A 20,939-nucleotide genomic window follows, 5' to 3' on the forward strand; every position below is an offset into this window, starting at 1 on the left:
CGGGCACGGGGGCAGCGGGCACAACACCCACTGCTTCGCGCGCTCGCCGTTCCAGTGCGTCAAGCCAGCCCATCAGTGCAACGTCAACCTTACATGGCAAAGGTTGGTCTCGAAGTCGTCGAGCGCTTCAATGGCACGCTCTCTCGTCACGCCCATTAGTTCGATGACACGGGCAGTTTCGCTGACGCTCGGCAACGCGCGCCATCAGTTCGGGATCGTTGAGACCATCCAAGAGCCCAATCATGCCGCCTCCTCTTCCTGCCGCTTAAGTGAGAGATATTGAGCGCATTGGCAGCCAACGGCTTTTGCCGTCGTCATCTGACGAAGCACAGGCGCCGGTATGCTCGGACAATCCTTCTTCATCGCGGCAACGCGCGCATCGATAAAGGCGTCGATCTCCGCGCGGACTGCTTTTATCCGATCTTCAAGCGGCGGCGTGCGACTGTTGGCCATTGGCTTCCTCTGGTTTCGGGATTGCAGAAAGTTGCTGTTTTGCTACTGCCGCTTCGTTCTGGGCCCGCCTCACCGTCTTTTCGCGCTGGGCTTCGTGACGGACGAGATAGCGCCGCAGGACACAGGGCAGTTGAGTGAAACGCCATTTGTGTTCCTAGGGCCAGGTGCGCGGCGCTTCGGTCTCGCTGCTCACGCGGTCCATCGCTTCCGCAACAATCCAGGTAGCAACGGGGTTTGCGAGGCCGGCCGCTTCGTGCATGTCGGCAATGTGGTCCACGACCTCGCCGATCGCATCGATGCCGAGGCCGGCGTTCTCCCGTGTGAACTGGACAACGGTAGCAGGCTGAGCCGGGAAGAACCGGACGCCCTTCGCTTCACACCAATTCGAGAATGCAGACAGCGCGGCCAAGCGTGCAGGCGTCTGTTGAACAGGCGGCTTTCCAAGTTGCCGGGGCAGATTCGCCAACATGGCAGCTTCCCGCGCATTCTCCAGGGCCTGCAAAAGAGGATTTGTCATCGGCCGGCCTTGATAAGGGCCTGGAGCACAGCCTCCAGCTTCGCGCGAAGTGCGAAGCTGTCAGCCGTATCCCGCGCCGTCTCGCCATCGAAGCTTTCGCTCTCGTCCATGTCGTCGAGGATTTTCGCCCGCCCGCCTTGATCATAGGATCCTGGCTGGTTGGCTTCATCAGCGGCCTGAACATCAGCGGCGAACGGGACATTGTTGGTGGCGGCGACTTCGACGTGATCATCGCATGGATGGATGAACGTTGCCTCACAACCCCTTCAGACAGCATAGGTATCGCGGCGCTCGACCTCGGTATGGAACTGGCAAAAAGAGCTGCCAGGCCATAGTAGGCGGCTCTGGCCGCTTGTTGCCCTACTTGCCCTTCCAGTTCGGTGAGCGCTTGTTGAGGAACGCGTCCATGCCCTCGCGGAAATCCTCACTCATATAGGCGCGCAGGATCAGGTCCTCGCCTTCGTCGCGCGTCAGAGTCCGCCGGATGCGGCGCACCGCCTCCTTGGTGACTTCGAGCGTGATCGGCGCGTGGCTGGCGACGAGTTTTGCGGTCTCATCGGCGCGGCACTGCAGGGTCGCAACATCAGGCACGACTTCGTTGAGCAGTCCCAGTGCCAGCGCTTCCGGCGCCTCGACCAGTCTCGCCTTGAAGATCAGGTCCTTGGTCCGCGCTGGTCCGACCAGCGACACCAGCCTGGAGATATTGGACATCGACAGGCAATTGCCGAGCGTGCGCGCGATCGGAAAACCCATCCGCGTCGTCTCGGTGCCGATGCGGATGTCGCAGCACGCCGCGATGCCGGCGCCGCCGCCGGTGCAGGCGCCGGCAATCGCCGCGATGGTCGGCACCCGGCATGCTTCCAGCGCGCCGAGCACGCGGTCGATCCGCGCTTCATAGTCGAGCGCATCCTGCGCGGTCTTGAAGGCGCGGAACTGCGAGATATCGGTGCCCGACGCGAATGCTTTGTCGCCCGCTCCGGTCAGGATCATCGCCTTGATCGAACGATCGTTGTTGATGGTCTCGCAGATCGCGGCCATCTGCTCGTACATGGCAAAGGTCAGTGCGTTGCGTGCCTGCGGACGGTTGAACGTCAGGCGGGCGATCCCGTCCTCAACGGAATAAATCAGGTCCTCGGTTGAAGCTACCGGAGCGTTCATCGCAGCTCTCTCTGTTGTTGTTACGCTCGAACAGTCTCAGGCGACGGCGGCCTTCGGCATCGCCACGACTTCGCGTCCCTTGAGCACGTCCATCGCCGCCAGCACGCCGCCGCTGCGATGCGGCACCTTGGCGAGATCGAGGCCCATCTCGACGCCCGACAGCGTGCCCATCAGCATCAGGTCGTTGAAGTGCCCGATATGGCCGATCCGGAACACCTTGCCCTTGATCTTGTTCAGGCCGGTGCCGAGCGACATGTCGAAGTTTTCGAGCACGACCTTCCGGAAATTGTCGGCGTCATGGCCGTCCGGCATGACGACGCCGGTCAGCGCGGGCGAGTGCGCGCCCTGCTCCTGACATTGCGTTTCCAGACCCCAGACCTTGATCGCCGCGCGCGTCGCCGCGCTGTGGCGCTTGTGGCGGGCGAAGACGTTCTCCAACCCTTCCTCCTCGAGCATCTTGACCGCTTCGCGCAAGCCGAACAGCAAATTGGTTGCGGGCGTATAGGGCCAGGTGCCTGCCTTGTTGATCGCGATGACTTCCTGCCAGTCCCAATAGGAACGCATCGCCGGATTGGCCTTCGCCACAGCGAGCGCCTTTTCCGAGATGGCGTTGAAGCCGAGACCCGGCGGCAGCATCAGGCCCTTCTGGGATCCGGCGACCGAGACGTCGATGCCCCAGGCATCGTGCTCATATTCCAGCGATCCGAGACCGGAGATGGTGTCGACCATCAAGAGCGCGGGATGATTGACGCGGTCGAGAATCTTGCGGACGTCCTGCGGATGGGTGACGCAGCCGGTCGAGGTCTCGTTGTGAACCACGCACACGGCCTTGATCTTGTGCGCCTTGTCGGCCGACAGCCGCGTCTCGATCTGCTCGAGGTCGGCGCCGTGGCGCCAGTCACCGGGAATGAAATCCACTTCCAGCTTGAACTTCTCGGCGATACCGCGCCACAGCACAGCAAACTGCCCGGTCTCAGCCATCAGCACCTTGTCGCCCGGCTGCAGCGTATTGACGATTGCCGCCTCCCAGGCGCCGGTGCCCGACGACGGATAGATGATCACCGGCTGTTTGGTGCGGAAGACCCGCTGCATGGCCGCCAGAGCGGCATAACCAACCTCGGCAAACTCGGGACCCCGATGGTCCATGGTCGGCATATCCATGGCCCGCAGCACCCGGTCCGGCACATTGGTCGGTCCCGGAATCTGCAGAAAATGCCGTCCAGTATGCACAGTCATGGGCGTCCTTCCCGGTCTAGCCTAGGCGTTTCGAGCCGCTCGAATATCACCATTTGGCGGGCTTGTCGCCCGCCGGACGCCGCACGTCAATGCACAAGAAGCAGGGCTGGAGCGGCGCGCCCAAGGCAGTCGCGAGTTGCCGGCTAGCTGCCGACGACCTTGAGATGCGCCGGCGAATTGCCCTGCGGGCGCTGCTCCAGATATTTCATCGCGGCATCGACGCCGCCGGAACGGTACGGAATGCCGGCGACCGACAATCCCATCTCCACGCCCGTCAGCGCAGCGAGCAAGGTCAGTTCGTTGCATTCGCCGAGATGGCCAATGCGGAACACCTTGCCCGCCACCTTCGACAGTCCGGAGCCGAGCGACATGTTGAAGTTGTCGAGCACGACCTGCCGGAATTGATCGGCATCGTGCCCCGGCGGCATCAGCACGGCGGTCAGCACGGGCGAATACTCCCGGGGTTCCTGGCACAGCACCTCCAGCCCCCAGTGATTGACCGCGGTACGCGTCGCTGCGGCGAGCCGCTGATGGCGGGCGAACACGTTGTCGAGCCCCTCTTCGAGCAGCATCGCGATCGCCTCGCGCAGCCCATAGAGCAGGTTTGTCGCCGGCGTATACGGGAAGAAACCTTTCGCGTTCGGCTTCAGCATCTCCTCCCAATCAAAATAGGAGCGCGGCATCCGGTTGGTCTTGGCGGCGGCGCGGGCCTTGTCCGAGATCGCGTTGAAGCCGAGGCCAGGCGGCAGCATGAAGCCCTTTTGCGAGCAGCTGACGCTGACATCAACCTTCCATTCGTCATGTCGGTAGTCGATCGACCCGAGCGAGGAGATGGTGTCGACCATCAACAGGGCGGGATGTCCGGTCCGGTCGATCGCAGCGCGGATATCGGCGACACGGCTGGTCGCGCCGGTGGAGGTCTCGTTATGGACGACCATCAGCGCCTTGATTGCGTGCGCGGCGTCATCTGCGAGCCTGGCCTCGATCTGTGCAGGGTCGGCACCCCGACGCCAATCACCGGGAACGAAATCGACCTCGATGCCGAAACGGCCCGCCATCTGGCGCCACAGGGTCGCAAAGTGGCCGGTCTCCACCATCAGGACCTTGTCGCCGGGAGACAGGGTGTTGACGATCGCAGCTTCCCAGGCGCCTGTCCCCGACGACGGGAAGATCACCACCGGTCCAGAGGTTTGGAAAATCGTCTGGGAGCCCTCCAGCACCGCTCGCCCGAGTTCGGCGAACTGGGCGCTGCGGTGATCGATCACGGGCATGTCCATTGCGCGAAGAACCCGGTCCGGGACCGGGCTGGGCCCTGGAATCTGCAGAAAATGCCGTCCTTGTCGCATGATAACCTCCCAAACAGTCCGTCTCGATCAACTGGTCACCAACTTTGCATTCATTTTTTGCCATTTCAATCTGAATTTGGTATTCGATCCAGATCGTCGACGCCGCAGATTTCGCAAACTACCGTTATGCAAATGAAATCCACGATTCCCGAAGCCGGGGTACCGATCGTCCAGCCCGACACCGGCAATGGCGCCGACCGCCAGGAGGCCTCGCTTCACGGCGAAATCCTGCTGCGGCTTCGCGACTATGTGGTCGAAGGCAACATTCCAGAGGGCGCACGCGTTCCGGAACGGCAGCTCTGCGAGATGCTTGGAATCTCCAGGACGCCGCTGCGCGAGGCGCTCAAGGTCCTGGCCGCGGAGGGCTTGATCGAGCTCCTGCCTAACCGCGGCGCACGGGTGCGCCAGCTCGGCAAGCGCGATCTGGAGGAACTTTTCGACGTGATGGCCGGCCTGGAAAGCCTCGCCGGACGACTGGCCTGCGAGGCCATCACGGATGAGGAAATCGCCGCGATCGAGCGGCTGCACTATGAGATGTACGGCCACTATCTCCATAGTGACATGCATGGTTATTTTACGGTCAACCAGCGCATCCACGAGAGCATCGTCGCCGCCGCGCGCAATGAGACCCTGCGCACAGCTTACGCCAACTTTGCCGGCCGGATCCGCCGCGTTCGCTACTCCGCCAACTTCGCACGCAAGCGGCAGCGCTGGTCCGAGGCCATGCGCGAGCACGAAGCGATCCTGGATGCGCTACGCCGCCGCGCCGGAAGCGAGCTCGCCGACATCCTGTTCCACCATTTGCGCAACAAGCGAACCGCCGCCATCGAACATCTGGCCGAGGCACGGGACGCCGCCACGGCCACGGCTGCAGGCGGCTAACCTTGCCGATTATGCATTCATATTGTAATCCGCCCGAGAAAAAAGTGCATAATAGCGCAGAGGGGGTGCAACAGCTCTCTTGGATCACTTTGGATTTGGGATGAAGAACGCCTCCACCCTTGAGCAACGCCTGCGGTCAAACATGACCGGCGACGTCCTTTTCGACGCATTCGACCGCGGCCGCTACGCGACCGACGCGTCGTTCTACCAGCTCATGCCGCTCGGGGTCGTGGTCCCCCGCACCATGGATGAGGCGCTGCGCGCGCTTGCCATCGCCCGCGACGACGGCCTGGTCGTAACCCCGCGCGGCGGCGGCACCTCGCAATGCGGCCAGACCATCAACGAAGGCATCGTCGTCGATTTCTCCAAGCATCTGAACCGCCTGCTCTCGCTGGACGTCGAAAACCGCACCTGCGTGGTCGAACCCGGCATCGTGCTCGACGATCTCAACCGCCAGCTCAGGAAGCATGGGCTGTGGTTTCCGGTTGACGTCTCCACCGCCTCGCGCGCCACGATCGGCGGCATGGCCGGCAACAATTCCTGCGGCGGCCGTTCGCTGCGTTACGGCACCATGCGCGACAACACGCTGTCGATGGATGCGGCACTGGCTGACGGCACGCTCCTGCATTTCGGCGAAGTACCGCGCGATCTGGCGCGGGTGAACTCGCCGCAGAGCGGGCTTGCCCTGTTCCGCGACATGCTTGATCTCGGCGAGCGCGAGGCCGCCGAGGTCGCCGAGCGTTTCCCGAAGGTGCAGCGCCGCGTCGGCGGCTACAATCTCGATGCGCTGGTGCCGCGCAATGCGCCGAACAACATGGCGCATCTTCTGGTCGGCTCCGAAGGGACACTGGCGTTCACGACGCAGGTCGAGCTGAAGCTGTGGCCCATTATCCGCAACAAAGTGCTCGGCGTTTGCCATTTCGGCAGCTTCTATGAGGCGATGGACGCAGCCCAGCATCTGGTAAAACTGCGCCCGATCGCGGTGGAATTGGTTGACCGCACCATGATCGCACTCGGCCGCGATATCGCGATGTTCAAGCCCGTGATCGAGGCGACCGTGCGCGGCGATCCGGATGCGCTCTTGATCGTCGAGTTTGCGGAAGAGGATCAATCCGACAATCTGCAAAAGCTGAAGCAGCTTTCCGAATTGATGGCAGATCTCGGCTTCGGCTGGAATCATCCGCAGCGCAAATGGGGCGGCGTGGTCGACGTGATCGAACCCGCGACGCAGACGGCAATCGCGGATTTCCGCACCTCCGGCCTCAACGTCATGATGTCGATGAAGCAGGAGGGCAAGCCGGTCTCCTTCGTCGAGGATTGCGCGGTGCCGCTGCCGCATCTCGCCGACTATACCGAGCGGCTCAACGCCGTCTTCGCCAAGCACGGCACTCGCGGCACCATGTATGCGCATGCTTCCGAGGGCTGCCTGCATGTGCGGCCGGTGCTCAATTTGAAGCTTGAGAAGGATGTCAAGGCGATGCGCGCGATCGCCGAAGAGGCTTTCGAGATGGTGCGCGAATACAAGGGCTCGCACTCCGGCGAGCATGGCGACGGCCTGGTTCGCTCCGAATTCCACGAAGCGATGTTCGGCGCGCGCATCGTTGCCGACTTCCGCGAGGTCAAGCAGCGCTTCGATCCGGAGAACCTGCTCAATCCCGGCAAGATCGTCGACCCGCCCAAGATGGACGACCGCAGCCTGTTTCGCTATCGGCCGGACTATCGCGTCACTGAACTGAAAACCGCGCTGGACTGGTCAGCCTATCCCGGCGCCGGCGGCGGCTTTCAGGGCGCAGTCGAGATGTGCAACAACAATGGCGCCTGCCGCAAGCTCGAGGGCGGCGTGATGTGCCCGTCCTATCGCGCCACCCGCCATGAGAAGGACGTCACGCGCGGCCGCGCCAATACGCTGCGGCTGGCGATATCGGGCCAGCTCGGGCCGGATGCGCTGGCTTCCGACGAGATGATGGAGACGCTGAAACTCTGCGTCTCCTGCAAGGCCTGCCGCCATGAATGCCCGACCGGCGTCGACATGGCCAAGATGAAGATCGAGGTGCTGGCTGCACGCGCGGAGAAACATGGCCTTTCGCTGCGCGACCGGCTGGTCGGCTATCTGCCGCGCTATGCAGAGCTCGCGTCCCGCTTTGCGCCGCTTGCCAACTGGCGCAACAGCAGCCCGTTGTTGCGTAGGCTGTTCGAGAAATTTGCCGGGATCAGCGCCAGGCGCGCCCTGCCCGCGTTCCGCCGCAACGTGTTCAAGCCTGATACTGAGGTCTTCGGCCCCGCAGACGGCCGCGAGGTCGTGCTGTTCGCTGATACCTTCAACCGCATCTATGAGCGCGAGAATCTCGATGCCGCCTTGCGTGTGCTGGTTGATGGCGGATATCGCGTGCACATTCCAAGGCCCATCGACCGCGCCCGGCCGCTGTGTTGCGGACGGACATTCCTCTCCGCGGGCCTTGTCGAACAGGCGCGCGGCGAACTGAACCGGCTGGTCACGACCTACGCGCCATTCGTCGCGCGCGGTGTGCCGATCATCGGGCTAGAGCCGAGCTGCCTGCTCACACTTCGCGACGAACTGCTCTCGCTGCGATCGGACAATGACGCGAAGTCCGTCAGCGCGCATGCATTGCTGTTCGAGGAATTCCTGGTTCGCGAGGCGGAAGCGGGCCGCTTGAAATTGCCGCTCGGCGCCATGCCAACAAGGGCGCTGGTTCACGGCCACTGCCATCAAAAATCATTCGGCGCCTTCAAGCCGGTCGAAAAGGTACTTCGCCTCGTTCCCGAGCTCAGCGTCGAAACCATCGAGTCCAGTTGCTGCGGAATGGCCGGCGCATTCGGCTACGGCGCCGACACCTATCAGGCATCGATGGAGATGGCGGAGCTGTCGCTGCTGCCGGCGATACGCCGCGCCGATGCTGGCTCGCTGATCGTAGCCGACGGCACCTCCTGCCGGCATCAGATCAAGGATGGCGCGAACCGAGCAGCGCTGCATGTCGCCCGCGTGCTCGCGATAAGCCTCGACAGCGCGAACGTGAACCATTAAGCCCCACTCAATCGCAAAGGAACGGATTTATGGCTGAACTTACCCTCGACGTTGCCCGCAAGATTCTCGATGCCGCGCTTGCCAAGGGCGTCGAGAAGAAGCTGAAGCCACTTGTCATCACCATCCTGGATGCGCGCGGCTGCGTGAAGGTCACGGCCGCACAGGACGGCACCAGCCTGATGCGGGCCGAGATCGCCCACGGCAAGGCCTATGGCGCGCTCGCGATGGGCATGGGATCGCGGGCGCTATTCCAGCGAGCCCAGGAGCAGGCCTACTTCGTCAGCGCCGTGAATGCGCTGGCGCAGGGACGCCTCGTGCCGGTGCCCGGCGGCGTGCTGATCCAGCGTGACGGCGGCCTGCTCGGCGCCGTCGGCGTCAGCGGAGACACGTCAGACAATGACGAGATCTGCGCCGTCGCCGGCATCGAAGCTGCCGGATTGAAGGCCAATGCGGGATAACGATCGTCTACGCCGCTGATCGAACGTAGGCTAATAGCCTCGCGCGATTGGTACAGACTATCAGTCACCATTATAGGACAGCATCTCAACAGGCGCTCGGGGGCGCAAGCCGCGGCCATCGGTCGCCGGCGTAAAGGCACGCGGCCGCGTGTGTCTCTTCATTTAACGTAACCGAGCGCATGTATTGGGCTCCTAACTCGCGCCTATCGAAATTGACATCAGCCTCCGTGACAATGAGACAGGGTGCAGTCGACGTAATGATCCGCGGCAAGCCCAATCATGCCGAAAAACAAGGAAATCGCGGTCGACATCCGCGACCATGGCAGCAGAGAACGAGGCTACCCTGCGCAATTCATCGCGGGTGCATCAAGGCCCACGCGGCCAGCAGGGCATTCGGGATCTCTCGGGCCTAGCACCATGGCCGCCGGGGAGGACAGGTTGTCATCCCGCAGATAAACGGTTGCGCAAGACCCTCACTTATGAGCGTCTCTCCGACGTCCCTTCCTCCAATCCGCAGGTAGGCGCAGAACCGCCCGAAGTTGCAGGATTGGGAGCCCTCGGTGCCAGCCTTGCACGCGCAGGCAACGCGCTCGAGCGTCGGCTCGCCGCTCGCGAGAAGGCTTTTCAGTCGCGCTAGGGCCTGTTCAGCTAGTTGCCGTTCTCTATCGCAGCGCGCGCGATCGCCGCGCTCCGGCGTATTGAAGCCGACCAAACGGTAGGTTGCGCTGCCCGACCGCATTGTGTCTCCATCGATCACTGTAAGACCGATGCCTGGACTACGTATAGTCGGCACGCTGCTGCTATGAGGAGTTGACCCGAACAACCCGCTGATCAGACTCCGTGGGTCTTCGCTGAAGTCCCTCAGCAGGCGATCAAGCGCGACGGCGGCCATAACAATGGATAGGACGACGGCCAGCCCAATAAATGCATCAAGCGTTCGTCGCGTTCGCCGAGGCGGGTCAGGCGGATACTTGGGTTTCCAGGCCATCCGAACAACGAGGGAAGCCAAAGCGGCGGAGGCTGCTTTGAGGAAAACAGAATACCAGCCGCGGCGCTCGACGTCACTCTTGGCGCGTCCAAAAGTTAGGCCTAACAAAGGACTGAGCGGCCGGCTCACCATGTTTGAGAGCGAGCCACGACTTCCAAGGTCGCACAATCAGCACTTCTCCCTGCAAGCCGGTGTCCAAGCCTCAGTAGTTCATCACCACCCTGCGGACGACACACTTTCGGCAAAGGTTGAACTTTCGAAAGCTGGATCAGGAGACCCCCTCGAAAGCTCGAATCGAATTGCGCGTTCGCTGAACGAAGGATTGGCAAGTCGATTGTCCGATGCAACTACGATAGGAGCATCTTCTCCAGGGAAAGTCACCCTGCGAAATCAAACAGGTGCGCTCACGAGCGCCACCGAAGTAGATTCGAGGACGCCTAGCTAGTTCTGTCGTCACGAGAGCGGTGATTTCCAAGGAGCGACTCCGGCAGCATGAACGACCTAAGACGTTCCGGAAAGGCGATTGAGCTCAAGCATCTTCGCTTGGCGTTACTGACCTACGATTGCGGCAGCTTTCGGCGGGCGGCTGAACTATTGTCCGTCCGGCATTCGGCGCTAAGCCGCTCTATCGCTCAATTGGAACACCTGCTTGGTACGACTTTGTTCGAGAGATCGAGCGGAGGAATAAGACCTACCGAGGTCGGCCGACGATTCTTACACCTCGCGACTGGAATTTTGACGCAGATTGACGATCTGGTCGACGCGGCAGGCGGCGCTAGCTCCGGCCAAGTCGGTCGTATTGCAATTGGACTTTGCGGACCGCTGCCGGGAAAACGAGCGCAGTTTAGCGAGACGTTGACGGAGTTTAGCGGGCGCTTTCCCAAAATTGAGCTGGAAGTCATACAGCGTTCACCGCGGGGTTTGTTGAGATGTCCGGACAATCGGGCCGCAGACATTGTCATAGCTCCAGGACGGCTTCGTTCAGCAGACATGCAGACCCGAGCATTATGGACGGAGCGCATTTTTGTGTTGCTCCACAAGGACAACGCACTTGCTGCGCGCGATATTATCTTCTGGACTGATCTTCTCGATGAAACGGTCTTGTTTGGCGGATCTGAGGAGAAAGGAGAGTTGGAACATTTCCTTTGGTCCGCGCTCCCGCACTTTAGCAACCGGCCGGCTGTACAACGGCACGATGTGAACCAGCTCCTCGTGAAAAATCTCGAGTCTCGGCTTAGGCGTTACTTTCGCCTGGGAATCCGAAATTGGGACTCTTGAGGAGAACGTCGTCTATCGCGAGTTCCGCGATAGCGCGAGCTCCATCGAGGTATGTTTCAGCGCCCACTGGCTCACGCGAAACAAGAACGCAGCTCTTGCCCACTTTCTCAGCTTGCTGGTTGATCATCACCCGCCTTTGTCACCCGCGGGATCATTAGCCGAGTGACTTGGCCGTCGCAGCTTCCTGAAGCCACGGTCAGTTGCCATGAAGCGTGCGAGCATCAGCGGAATTAGCTTTATCGGGTCTACGCGCTGTCCGGTCTGCCGCGTTAAGGCTTCCGCATAGGCTATCAGATCCCGATGTACCGGCGCAGTCAGTTCGGTCATCACCTTTGCGACTTTATCGTCTGGAATTGTTTCGATCTTGAGTTTAGCCATATCTTCTATCGTCCTCCATACGGCTGAAGAACCAGATCGCGATTGACAATCACACGAACTGGGAAGCCCGGTCGAATAGTAAGCGTTGGTTGGATATTGAGACTGCGTCGAACCACCTGCCGGCCAGTCTGATTCAGCGAGTCGGTAGCACCGCGGCGCAATGCCCGAACGATTGCACCGTTGTTGCCATTTGTGTCGGAGCCCTCGCCCAGTTCGGTGCCGACTCCCAAGAACGTCGATAGCGCGGCGGCTTTGAAGAGTTCGCCCCAGTGATTGTCTACCTGGTCCTCGAGGCCTGCGTAACCTGCGGTGTCCGCGCCTGGCTGTCGCTCGAGGACAATCGAACGTCCATTCGGCATGATCAACCGCGTCCAGACGAGCAGCACACGTGATTGGCCGGCAGTTACTTGACTGTCATAGATTCCGATGAGACGTGCCCCCTGCGGAATTAGAAGATAGCGTCCAGTTGGTGTGTCGAATACGTTCTCAGTCACCTGCGCTGTGATCTGGCCCGGTAGATCGGAGCGGATGCCCGTAATCAGAGCTCCCGGAATCACGGATCCAGCCTGCACAACGTACGGTGAAGCCGGCATCATCACGCGATCGGAGCTCGTCGTCCGCCGATCTACAGAGGCATTGACGAAGGCGAGCTTGCGATCCTGCCCGTTCTGGGCATAGGCCTCATCGGACGAGGACACCGCGTTCGGAACAGTCTCGGCGGGAGCGGTCGCGGCGGAGGGTCGAACATTGGTTGACGCAAAGACCTTGCTGATGCGAGCGGCCTCGCTTTCCTGGTTCATTCGCTGCTGTTCGGCGTCGGCCACAACCGGTCCCGACTGAGCTTGAGCTGCAACGATCGGGCCGCCGAGATCGCCCGGCAACGGTGGTCCGAGGCGCGGCACGTCTCGCGGTACACCTGCATAGTCGCGCGGCAGCCCGGCCAAACCATCAGCTACGTTGTGATGATCTATACTATAGAGTTCTTCTGATGCAGGGGTCCGCGTGCGATTGTTCTGCAAGGCCCAGAGGAGCGCTGCGGAGACCAGAAGAAGCGCCAATGCTGTTCCGCCAGCCAAAACCTTGCGCGACAGGCGCGTAACAGGCGGACGTTCTGGACGGAGCCGCAAAGAGCGAGCAATTTCCTCGGATGTCTTCGGCGCGGTCGAATGAGAGCTGACGGCATCATTGGCTTCGGTGCCGGCCATCAAGACCTCCCGTCGCTTCTAACGATCCGAACCCTTTGCTGGGCATCACCACCAAGTCGAAGCTCCGCCGCGGCAAACAGCCGATCGACAATCAGGACGTTACGATAGGTTCGATAATTGACGATTTCGGGATTGCCATCCGGGCCGATGACGAACAGCGGCGGCATCTCACCTTGAACGATTCCTTGTGAGAATTCCACATAGACCTTGCGGCCGTCGTCATAGGCACCGATCGGCCGCCAGGGAGGATTGTCGCCCTCGAGGGTGTAGCGATAGCGCCGCTGAGAGGGGTCGGGAAGAACTGGCGTTGGCGGGACGGCCTGAGCACGCGCCGTCCGATCCTCCGGATAGAACCAGGCCACCGAAGGCATATAGGGCTTCTCACGCGATCGCAGCTCGATCAGATAGGTGCGCCGGTCAGTGTTGACCACGAGATTGGTCTCGATTGAAGGCCGTGTCGGCTTGACCATGATATGGACGCGTCTGGTGTCGCCACTTCCGCTTTCGGTATCGCCGATAACCCAGCGCACGGTGTCGCCGGCCGACACCGGACCTGAACCCGTGAGCTGCTCGCCGGGCTCGAGCGCGATATCGGTGATCTGTCCGGGGGCAGCGTAAATCTGATAGAGGGCACCGGGGCTAAACGGAAACACCTGCACGGCGTTGAAGTAGCCTTGCTTCCGGGGTTCAACGCGCGCGGCATCATTCGCCGTCTCAATCCGAGCAACCGGCTCTTCGGCCTCCTTCGCTCCTCTCTTGCCCCCCTTGGCCGGGGTCCAGGACGGTGGAACGTGCAGTGACCGCGAACGATCCTCCACCAATGATGGTGGATTGGGATGCGGCGGCGGGATATCGGCGTCGTAGCTGATCTGCGGAGGTTTGAAAGTGGTGCAGCCGCTGAGCGTAACCATGCAAACGAGCAACATAGGACACAGGATGTCGCCCACACGCGAGTTGGTAATTTTGGTCATCGGCCCGTTCACTGCCCGACCTCCTTCGACCAGTTGATGGCATTGACATAGACCCCAAGCGGATTCTTGCGCAGACGATCGGCATCGTGCGGGGTATCGATCACGATGGTGAGGATGGCAGTCCATCGCTCGGTAGCGGCCAACTGACCATTGTCATAGCGGCGCTCGATCCAGGCGACACGAAAACTCTCCGGCGAAGCGCGGATGACGCTCGATATTTCGACGGCGATCTGCACCTTACCGAGATTGGCAAAGGGATCGTTGACCCGAGCATGGTTATTGAGAGCCACAGCGCCGCGGTCCGTGGTAAAGTCATAGGCGCGCAGCCAGTCCTGACGCAGCACGACTGCATCGGCCGGAAGCCCGCGTACGTCTTCGATGAAGCGTGCCAGATGGAACGCGATCTGCGGATCGGTCGGCTGATAGAAGGAATTGGCCGGACTGACGCTCTGTGCCTGGCCGAGACGATCGACCTCAACGACCCACGGCGTGACGGTACCTTGCGTCGACTGCCAGACAAGAGCGGATGCGAGTCCAGCCGATAGCGTTAGCGAGCCGAAAGCCATCAGCCGCCAGTTTCTCGCCTGCACGCGTGCCGAACCGATGCGGTCGTCCCAAACTTGGGCCGCCCTTTGATAGGGCGTCACAGGCGCGAGCGTGCGGCCGTAATGAACGGCTGGTCGCTTGAACATCATTGCTTCCCTTCCGAGAGATCGACGGAGGCACCTCCCCCATTTCGATCAGCAGAGCGGACGGCGTTGCTGGCGGTCGATGCTCCATGGCGTATGGCCTGCATGCGCCTCATACGCGAAGCCCATTTGGACTGAGTGTCTGCAGATAAGGCATTCGCAGGGGCCTGGGCTACGCCAGCTTCGCTGGCCGTGGCGCCGCCGGTTGATGCCGAGCTGCTACCGGAACTTGTCGCAGCGCGACGAAGCGGGCTCATCATCGCGGACGTGGCGGCATCCCTGACGCCGGACAAGCCACCTGCCCGAAACGCACCGCTCGCACTACCCGCTAGCGCGACAGTTCCACGGGCAGCCCCCGCGAGCGCTCCAGCGCTAGCTGCAGCAAGTCCCGCTCCGGCGACCACGACTCCGCCGGCAGCTAACCCCGTGCCAATGGCCGCTCCGGCGCCAAGCTGCGGGCCGCCGGACACAATGCCGTTGGCGATGCCGGGCCCAAAGATCCCCAGCCCCAGCAGCGCCAATGCTGCGAGCACCAGGGCCAAGGCATCTTCAATCCCGATCTGAGCCCCGCTTGATCCCGCCGTAAACTGCGAAAACAGCGTTGAGCCGATACCGACGATCACCGCCAGCACCATGACCTTGACGCCGGATGAGATGACATTACCGAGCACGCGTTCAGCGGCGAAGGCTGTTTTGCCAAACAGCCCAAAAGGGATCAGGACAAAGCCCGCGAGCGTCGTTAGCTTGAATTCAATCAGAGTGACAAAGAGTTGGATTGCCAAGATGAAGAAGGCGAGCAGCACGATCACCCAGGCAAATAGCAGCACACTGATCTGGACGAAGTTCTCGAAGAAGCTGACATAGCCCATCAATCCCGAGATGGAGTCCAGGATCGACCGCCCCGCATCTATACCGACCTGGGCGATCCGGCCCGGGCGTAGGAATTCAGCCGAGGACAGTCCCGTGCCGGAGGCCTTGAGGCCGAGACCCGCAAAGCTCTCGAAAACGACACGGGCAAGATTATTCCAGTTGCCGATCAGGTAAGCGAAGACGCCAACAAACAGCGTCTTCTTCACGAGGCGAGCAATGATGTCTTGATCCGTACCCCAGACCCAGAACAGGGCGGCCAGCGTGACGTCGATCGCGGCGAGCGTCGTCGCGAGGAAGGCGACTTCGCTGCCAAGCAGCCCGAAACCGCTGTCGATATAGCGGGTAAACGTTTCCAGAAATCGGTCAATGACACCGGTGCCCCCCATCGAAATCACTCCCGCTCCGGTGTTGCAACGGGTGGCCAGCCCTGGGGGAGCCGATCGAGAATCTTGGGCTGCGGCAACGCCGATGCCGGACTGCCTGATTGATCATCGGCGGACGTAACGGATGACGTCGTTTTTGATCCCAGGAAGCGCCGGCGGTTCTCCGCCCAAATCAGACGGCACTCCTGGAGTTCTGCCACCTGCTCGGAGTTGACCTTCCGGCAATGCTCGAGTTTGACGCCAAACGGATTGGTTGCGCGGGATGCCGACGATCTTGCTGGTGGAGGATCGCTATCCCCGCGAAGCTGGATTGTGCAGGCCGCGACAACCAGGAAGGGCACGACAGCTGCCGTGGTCACAAAGATCGTGCGCTTGAGTCCACCACCTCTGTTCATTGATGAAACATCCGAACTAATGAAGGCTGATAGCCTCGACCAGGTGCGAGAAAGCGACGAAGTTGCTCCCTGCCCTGGTCCTGGGCGGCGGTACGCTGGGCGGTTTCGAGATTCTGCGCCCGTCCCTGCGCGGCAACTGCTGCCGTAAGGTCGGCGAGCTGCTGTGCCTGCAGACCAAGGAGCTGATTTCCGGCCTGGCTGGCCTGCAGCGCGCCCGTTGCGCCCTGACTTGAGCTGACGAGGGCCGACATCTCTTTGCGGTGGGGGTCGAGATTGCCGACCACGGTCGCCTGAACGCGCAAGGCATCCTGCAAGCCAGCCACCGAATTCTGCCAACGTGTTTGCGCATTCGCGATCAGCGCCTGATCTGACGCGCTTGTCGAGGCCGGCGCATAGGTCGTCGAGAATGCTCGATCGATCTCTTTGATATCGTAGGCAATGCGCTGAGCCTGGGCGAGCAGCTGTTGGGTTCGCTGGATCGATTGCTCGAGCTGCTGCAACGAGGAATACGGCAGACTAGCGAGATTCTTGGCCTGGTTGATCAACATCTGCGCCTGGTTGTGCAGCGAAGTGATCTGGTTGTTGATCTGCTGCAGCTCACGTGCGGCCGTGAGCACGTTCTGCGCATAGTTGTTGGGATCGAACACGATCAGCTGGGCGGATGTTGGTGAGGCGGCAATCACAATGGCAAGCGCACTCACTGCTGAGAGGTGACGGCGACGCATCATGACAAACCTTCCTGCTTGATAAGACCCGGAATGAGATCGGCGGCCCAGCCCAGCCCGCGCGCAGCGAGCCATCCAGTGACAAACCCGTCACGGCCATGTTCCGCCAGCACGCGCTCGATCATTGCCTGATCGGACTTTGATGAGGCCGCAGTAAAGGCGAGCGCGAATTCCTCAAGACCCAGCTCGAACAGACGATTTCCACGCCGTGACTGGCAGTAGTAGTCGCGTTTGGGAGTAGCGCGCGCCAGGATCTCGATCTGGCGGTCGTTGAGACCGAAGTGCCGATAGATAGACGCGATCCGCGGCTCGATCGCTCGCTCATTCGGAAGGAACAGCCGCGTCGGGCAACTCTCGATGATCGCGGGCGCAATCGCGGAGCCGTCGATATCCGAGAGCGATTGCGTGGCGAATACGACAGCGGCATTCTTCTTGCGCAGCGTCTTCAACCATTCGCGGATCTGGCCGGCAAACCCTTCATCATCGAGTGCAAGCCAACCTTCGTCGATAACGAGTAGCGTGGGCCTCCCGTCGAGTTGCCTCTCAATCCGATGAAACAGATAGGATAGGACTGCCGGTGCCGCGCCGGTTCCGATCAACCCCTCGGTTTCGAACACCTGGACCGAACTTGTTCCAAGCCGTTCGGTCTCGGCATCGAGCAGGCGCCCAAACGGGCCACCGAGGCAATAGGGTTGAAGGGCCCTTTTCAAGCTCTGGGACTGCAGCAGCACGGACAGACCGGTCAGCGTGCGTTCGCCGGCGGGCGCAGAGGCCAAAGAAGACAGCGCCGACCAAAGATGCTCCTTGGCTTCCGGCGTCATATCGATCTTTTCGCGGGCGAGAATGGCTGCGATCCATTCTGCCGCCCAGCCGCGCTCCGCCGCATCGTCGATCATGGCAAGCGGCTGCAAGGCGACCGGTTCGGAGGCATTGTCGGACAGCGCACCGCCAAGATCGTGCCAATCTCCCTTCATGGCGAGGGCTGCGGCCCGGATCGAACCGCCGAAATCGAAGGCAAAGACCTGGGAGCCGGCATAGCGCCGAAACTGCAGCGCCATCAGCGCGAGCAGTACGGATTTGCCGGCACCGGTCGGGCCGACCATCAGCGTGTGCCCAACGTCGCCGACGTGGAGGGAGAAACGAAACGGTGTGGATCCTTCCGTCCGCGCGAAGAACAGCGGCGGCGCACTGAGATGGGCGTCCCTCGCCGGCCCTGCCCAAACCGCGGAAAGCGGAATCATATGGGCGATGTTCAGGGTCGAAACCGGCGGCTGGCGGACGTTCGCATAGACGTGACCAGGCAACGAACCCAGCCAGGCATCGACGGCGTTAATGGTCTCTACCATGGAGGTGAAGTCGCGCCCCTGAATGACCTTCTCGACCAGGCGCAACCGTTCATCCGCGATGCGCGCATTCTCGTCCCAGACCGTGATCGTTGCGGTGACGAAGGCCTCGCTGACGAGGTCCGAGCCGAGCTCCTGCAACGCGACGTCGGCATCGATAGCCTTGTTGCTGGCGTCGGTGTCGATCAGGGGCGACGGTTCGTTGGTCATTACCTCCTTGAGGATTGCGGCAACAGATTTCCGCTTGGCGAACCATTGCCGCCGGATCCTGGTCAGGAGCCTCGTCGCATCAGCCTTGTCGAGCATGATCGCGCGGGTCGACCAGCGATAGGGAAACGCCAACCGATTGAGGTCGTCCAGGATCCCCGGTGTGGTCGCGCTTGGAAACCCGACAATCGTAAGCACGCGCAGATGTTGGCCGCCTAGCATCGGCTCAAGCCCGCCGGTCAACGGCTGATCGGCCAGCAACGCGTCGAGGTACATCGGAATCTCGGGGACGCGGACGCGATGGCACTTGGTCGAGACACAGGCGTGCAAATAAGTCAGCGTCTCGCCGTCATCGAGCCACCGGCACTCCGGCATGAACCCCTCGACCAGCTGCAGCACGCGGTCGGTCCGATCAACAAAGCCGCGCAACGCTTCGTGGGCGTCAGCAGCCTGCCCGTGCTCCCGTCCCTCATAGAGGAAGCGCTCGGCGCGAGCCGTATCTTCTGCCGGCGACAGATACAGGAAGGTCAGGAAGTAAGCCGATTCGTAGTGAGCGCCCTCCTCCTCGAATTGGGCTCGCCGTTCGGCATCGACCAGGGCCGAAGCCACATCCGGACAACTGCTCGGCGGATAGGCGTTCGACTGATATCGCTGTGCCTCCACAAATACGGCCCAACCCGAACCGAGGCGGCGAAGCGCATTGTTGAGGCGGCCGGCAACTGCAATGAGCTCCGATGGAACAGAGGAATCAAGATCAGGCCCTCGAAAGCGCGCGGTTCTCTGGAACGACCCGTCCTTATTGAGGACGATGCCTTCGTCGACGAGTGCGGCCCATGGCAGGAAGTCTGCTAGGCTCACGTTGGAACGGCGGTATTCGCTGAGGTTCATCATTACCTGCTCACACGTTCAGATGGGTGGGGATGCGCAGATGCCGCCTTGCGACTTCGAGAAACAGCGGATCGCGCTTCGCTGCCCACACCGCGGCGGCATGGCCGATCGCCCAGAGCAGAAGACCGGCAATCCAAAGCCTTAAGCCCAGGCCGAGCGCTGCGGCCACGGTGCCGTTGAGGATGGCGACCGCCCGCGGGGCGCCGCCGAGCAAGATCGGTTCGGTCAACGCGCGATGCACCGGCACCGCAAAGCCTTCCACGGGGCCGTCCATCAGATCAGGACCCCGCCGCCGAACGAAAAGAATGCCAGGAAGAAGCTCGACGCCGCGAATGCGATCGACAATCCGAAGACGATCTGGATCAGGCGCCGGAAGCCGCCGGAGGTATCGCCAAAGGCAAGCGTAAGACCCGTGACAATGATGATGATCACGGCCAGGATCTTGGCGACCGGTCCTTCGACCGATCGCAGAATCTGGTTGAGTGGCTGCTCCCAAGGCATGTTGGAGCCGGCGGCATAGGCGTTCGAAGCAGCTAGTACAGTCATGAGAGCGGCGACCGCGCCCAGCACCACGCGTTGAAAGATGACGCACTTCATGGTCGATCTCCTTCCCGTCGAATGAGGTAGTCGCCGTCGGGCGTCAGGCCCTTGACACGCACAAGTTCTGCCAGCCGCCGATCCACGCCGCGGCCGGAGAGAACAGCAATTACTTCGATCGTTTCCGCGATCAGCGCCCGCGGCACGGTGACGACCGCTTCCTGGATCAGTTGCTCGAGCCGGCGGAGCGCGCCAAGCGCCGTGCCGGCGTGGATGGTACCGATGCCGCCGGGATGGCCGGTCCCCCAGGCCTTGAGGAGATCGAGCGCCTCAGCGCCGCGTACCTCACCGATCGGAATCCGGTCGGGTCGCAGCCGCAGCGAGGAGCGGACGAGATCCGAAAGCGAGGCAACGCCGTCCTTGGTACGCAACGTCACAAGGTTCGGCGACCTGCATTGGAGTTCGCGTGTATCTTCGATCAGCACGACACGGTCGGTCGTCTTGGCGACTTCGGCCAGGAGGGCATTCGTCAGCGTGGTCTTACCGGTCGAGGTACCGCCCGCCACGAGGACGTTGCGGCGTTCCCGAACGGCCTCACGGAGCCTCTCTGCTTGAACTTCCGCCATGACGCCGGCGGAAACGTAATCCTCGAGGGTAAAGACGGCGACTGCAGGCTTCCTGATCGCAAAGGCTGGCGCGGTTACCACGGGCGGCAAAAGCCCCTCGAACCGCTCTCCGGTTTCCGGCAATTCGGCCGATACTCGTGGACGTGCCGAATGAACCTCGGCGCCAACGTGATGGGCGACGAGCCGCACGATGCGCTCGCCGTCGGCCGCAGCAAGGCGCTCGCCGGTGTCGGCTAAGCCGTCCGAGAGCCGATCGACCCACAGCCGCCCGTCGGGATTGAGCATCACTTCGACGACAATAGGATCTTCGAGCCAAGCCGCAATCGACGGTCCGAGCGCAGTGCGTAGCATGCGTGCTCCGCG

Annotated in this window: 21 protein-coding genes; 5 read left to right on the plus strand and 16 right to left on the minus strand. The window is 61.8% G+C overall.

Going from position 1 to position 20,939, the window contains the following annotated elements:
- Positions 1–240 precede the first annotated feature (240 nt).
- A complete protein-coding gene (locus AC0QUY_RS02015; RefSeq protein WP_475385536.1) occupies positions 241–453 on the minus strand; it encodes a hypothetical protein in 213 nt (70 codons plus the stop codon).
- A gap of 154 nt (positions 454–607) precedes the next feature.
- Positions 608–922 (minus strand): hypothetical protein, encoded by a 315-nt coding sequence (locus tag AC0QUY_RS02020; protein ID WP_475385537.1) that lies wholly within the window; start codon positions 920–922, stop codon positions 608–610.
- 41 nt (positions 923–963) lie between these two features.
- Between AC0QUY_RS02020 and AC0QUY_RS02025 the strand changes: the two genes are divergently transcribed.
- On the plus strand, positions 964–1,305 hold the full coding sequence (locus AC0QUY_RS02025; RefSeq protein WP_475385538.1) for a hypothetical protein: 342 nt from the start codon (positions 964–966) through the stop codon (positions 1,303–1,305).
- A 25-nt stretch (positions 1,306–1,330) separates the two neighbouring features.
- Here AC0QUY_RS02025 and AC0QUY_RS02030 read toward each other — a convergent pair whose 3' ends face one another.
- The 3 genes from AC0QUY_RS02030 to AC0QUY_RS02040 all read right to left on the minus strand — a co-directional run bounded on the left by AC0QUY_RS02030 (position 1,331) and on the right by AC0QUY_RS02040 (position 4,710).
- Complete coding sequence (locus tag AC0QUY_RS02030) at positions 1,331–2,128, minus strand: enoyl-CoA hydratase/isomerase family protein (RefSeq protein WP_475385539.1); 798 nt, start codon at positions 2,126–2,128, stop codon at positions 1,331–1,333.
- A 36-nt stretch (positions 2,129–2,164) separates the two neighbouring features.
- The gene (locus AC0QUY_RS02035; RefSeq protein WP_475385540.1) at positions 2,165–3,364 is read right to left on the minus strand and encodes a pyridoxal-phosphate-dependent aminotransferase family protein; all 1,200 of its coding nucleotides are present in this window, start codon (positions 3,362–3,364) and stop codon (positions 2,165–2,167) included.
- A gap of 143 nt (positions 3,365–3,507) precedes the next feature.
- Positions 3,508–4,710: a pyridoxal-phosphate-dependent aminotransferase family protein gene (locus AC0QUY_RS02040; RefSeq protein WP_475385541.1), complete on the minus strand. Its 1,203-nt coding sequence runs from the start codon at positions 4,708–4,710 to the stop codon at positions 3,508–3,510.
- Positions 4,711–4,842: 132 nt separating this feature from the next.
- Here AC0QUY_RS02040 and AC0QUY_RS02045 point away from each other — a divergent pair, with 132 nt between their 5' ends.
- The 4 genes from AC0QUY_RS02045 to AC0QUY_RS02060 all read left to right on the plus strand — a co-directional run bounded on the left by AC0QUY_RS02045 (position 4,843) and on the right by AC0QUY_RS02060 (position 11,359).
- A complete protein-coding gene (locus AC0QUY_RS02045) occupies positions 4,843–5,592 on the plus strand; it encodes a GntR family transcriptional regulator (RefSeq protein WP_475385542.1) in 750 nt (249 codons plus the stop codon).
- Between the two features lie 100 nt (positions 5,593–5,692).
- Positions 5,693–8,635: an FAD-binding and (Fe-S)-binding domain-containing protein gene (locus tag AC0QUY_RS02050; protein ID WP_475385543.1), complete on the plus strand. Its 2,943-nt coding sequence runs from the start codon at positions 5,693–5,695 to the stop codon at positions 8,633–8,635.
- Between the two features lie 29 nt (positions 8,636–8,664).
- Positions 8,665–9,093 (plus strand): GlcG/HbpS family heme-binding protein, encoded by a 429-nt coding sequence (locus AC0QUY_RS02055; RefSeq protein WP_475385544.1) that lies wholly within the window; start codon positions 8,665–8,667, stop codon positions 9,091–9,093.
- Between the two features lie 1,480 nt (positions 9,094–10,573).
- Positions 10,574–11,359 (plus strand): LysR family transcriptional regulator, encoded by a 786-nt coding sequence (locus tag AC0QUY_RS02060; protein ID WP_475385545.1) that lies wholly within the window; start codon positions 10,574–10,576, stop codon positions 11,357–11,359.
- 126 nt (positions 11,360–11,485) lie between these two features.
- On the opposite strand, the gene AC0QUY_RS02065 is transcribed toward AC0QUY_RS02060, so the two are convergent.
- The 11 genes from AC0QUY_RS02065 to trbB are packed head-to-tail and all read right to left on the minus strand — an operon-like array spanning position 11,486 to position 20,927.
- Positions 11,486–11,737 (minus strand): DUF2274 domain-containing protein, encoded by a 252-nt coding sequence (locus AC0QUY_RS02065; protein WP_475385546.1) that lies wholly within the window; start codon positions 11,735–11,737, stop codon positions 11,486–11,488.
- A 5-nt stretch (positions 11,738–11,742) separates the two neighbouring features.
- Positions 11,743–12,942 carry a TraB/TrbI/VirB10 family type IV secretion system protein gene (locus AC0QUY_RS02070; RefSeq protein WP_475385547.1) on the minus strand — a complete coding sequence of 400 codons (1,200 nt, stop codon included), beginning with the start codon at positions 12,940–12,942 and terminating at the stop codon, positions 11,743–11,745.
- Positions 12,942–13,868: a P-type conjugative transfer protein TrbG gene (gene trbG / locus AC0QUY_RS02075; RefSeq protein ID WP_475385795.1), complete on the minus strand. Its 927-nt coding sequence runs from the start codon at positions 13,866–13,868 to the stop codon at positions 12,942–12,944. The genes AC0QUY_RS02070 and trbG overlap by 1 nt, the downstream gene beginning before the upstream one ends.
- A gap of 53 nt (positions 13,869–13,921) precedes the next feature.
- A complete protein-coding gene (trbF, locus tag AC0QUY_RS02080; protein WP_475385548.1) occupies positions 13,922–14,605 on the minus strand; it encodes a conjugal transfer protein TrbF in 684 nt (227 codons plus the stop codon).
- Entirely contained in the window at positions 14,605–15,858 is a 1,254-nt protein-coding gene (trbL, locus tag AC0QUY_RS02085; protein WP_475385549.1) for a P-type conjugative transfer protein TrbL, read from the minus strand. Before trbL ends, trbF begins: the two co-directional genes overlap by 1 nt.
- Before the next feature lie 5 nt (positions 15,859–15,863).
- Complete coding sequence (gene trbK-alt, locus AC0QUY_RS02090) at positions 15,864–16,250, minus strand: putative entry exclusion protein TrbK-alt (RefSeq protein ID WP_475385550.1); 387 nt, start codon at positions 16,248–16,250, stop codon at positions 15,864–15,866.
- Entirely contained in the window at positions 16,247–16,978 is a 732-nt protein-coding gene (trbJ, locus tag AC0QUY_RS02095; protein WP_475385551.1) for a P-type conjugative transfer protein TrbJ, read from the minus strand. Before trbJ ends, trbK-alt begins: the two co-directional genes overlap by 4 nt.
- Entirely contained in the window at positions 16,975–19,416 is a 2,442-nt protein-coding gene (gene trbE, locus AC0QUY_RS02100) for a conjugal transfer protein TrbE (protein WP_475385552.1), read from the minus strand. The genes trbJ and trbE overlap by 4 nt, the downstream gene beginning before the upstream one ends.
- 7 nt (positions 19,417–19,423) lie before the next feature.
- On the minus strand, positions 19,424–19,687 hold the full coding sequence (locus AC0QUY_RS02105) for a VirB3 family type IV secretion system protein (protein ID WP_475385553.1): 264 nt from the start codon (positions 19,685–19,687) through the stop codon (positions 19,424–19,426).
- A complete protein-coding gene (locus AC0QUY_RS02110) occupies positions 19,687–19,959 on the minus strand; it encodes a TrbC/VirB2 family type IV secretion system protein (protein ID WP_475385796.1) in 273 nt (90 codons plus the stop codon). The genes AC0QUY_RS02105 and AC0QUY_RS02110 overlap by 1 nt, the downstream gene beginning before the upstream one ends.
- 47 nt (positions 19,960–20,006) lie before the next feature.
- Positions 20,007–20,927, minus strand: coding sequence for a P-type conjugative transfer ATPase TrbB (gene trbB / locus AC0QUY_RS02115; protein WP_475385554.1), 921 nt, complete (start codon positions 20,925–20,927; stop codon positions 20,007–20,009).
- Positions 20,928–20,939 lie beyond the last annotated feature (12 nt).

Source organism: Bradyrhizobium sp. WYCCWR15520 (genome assembly GCF_056174665.1).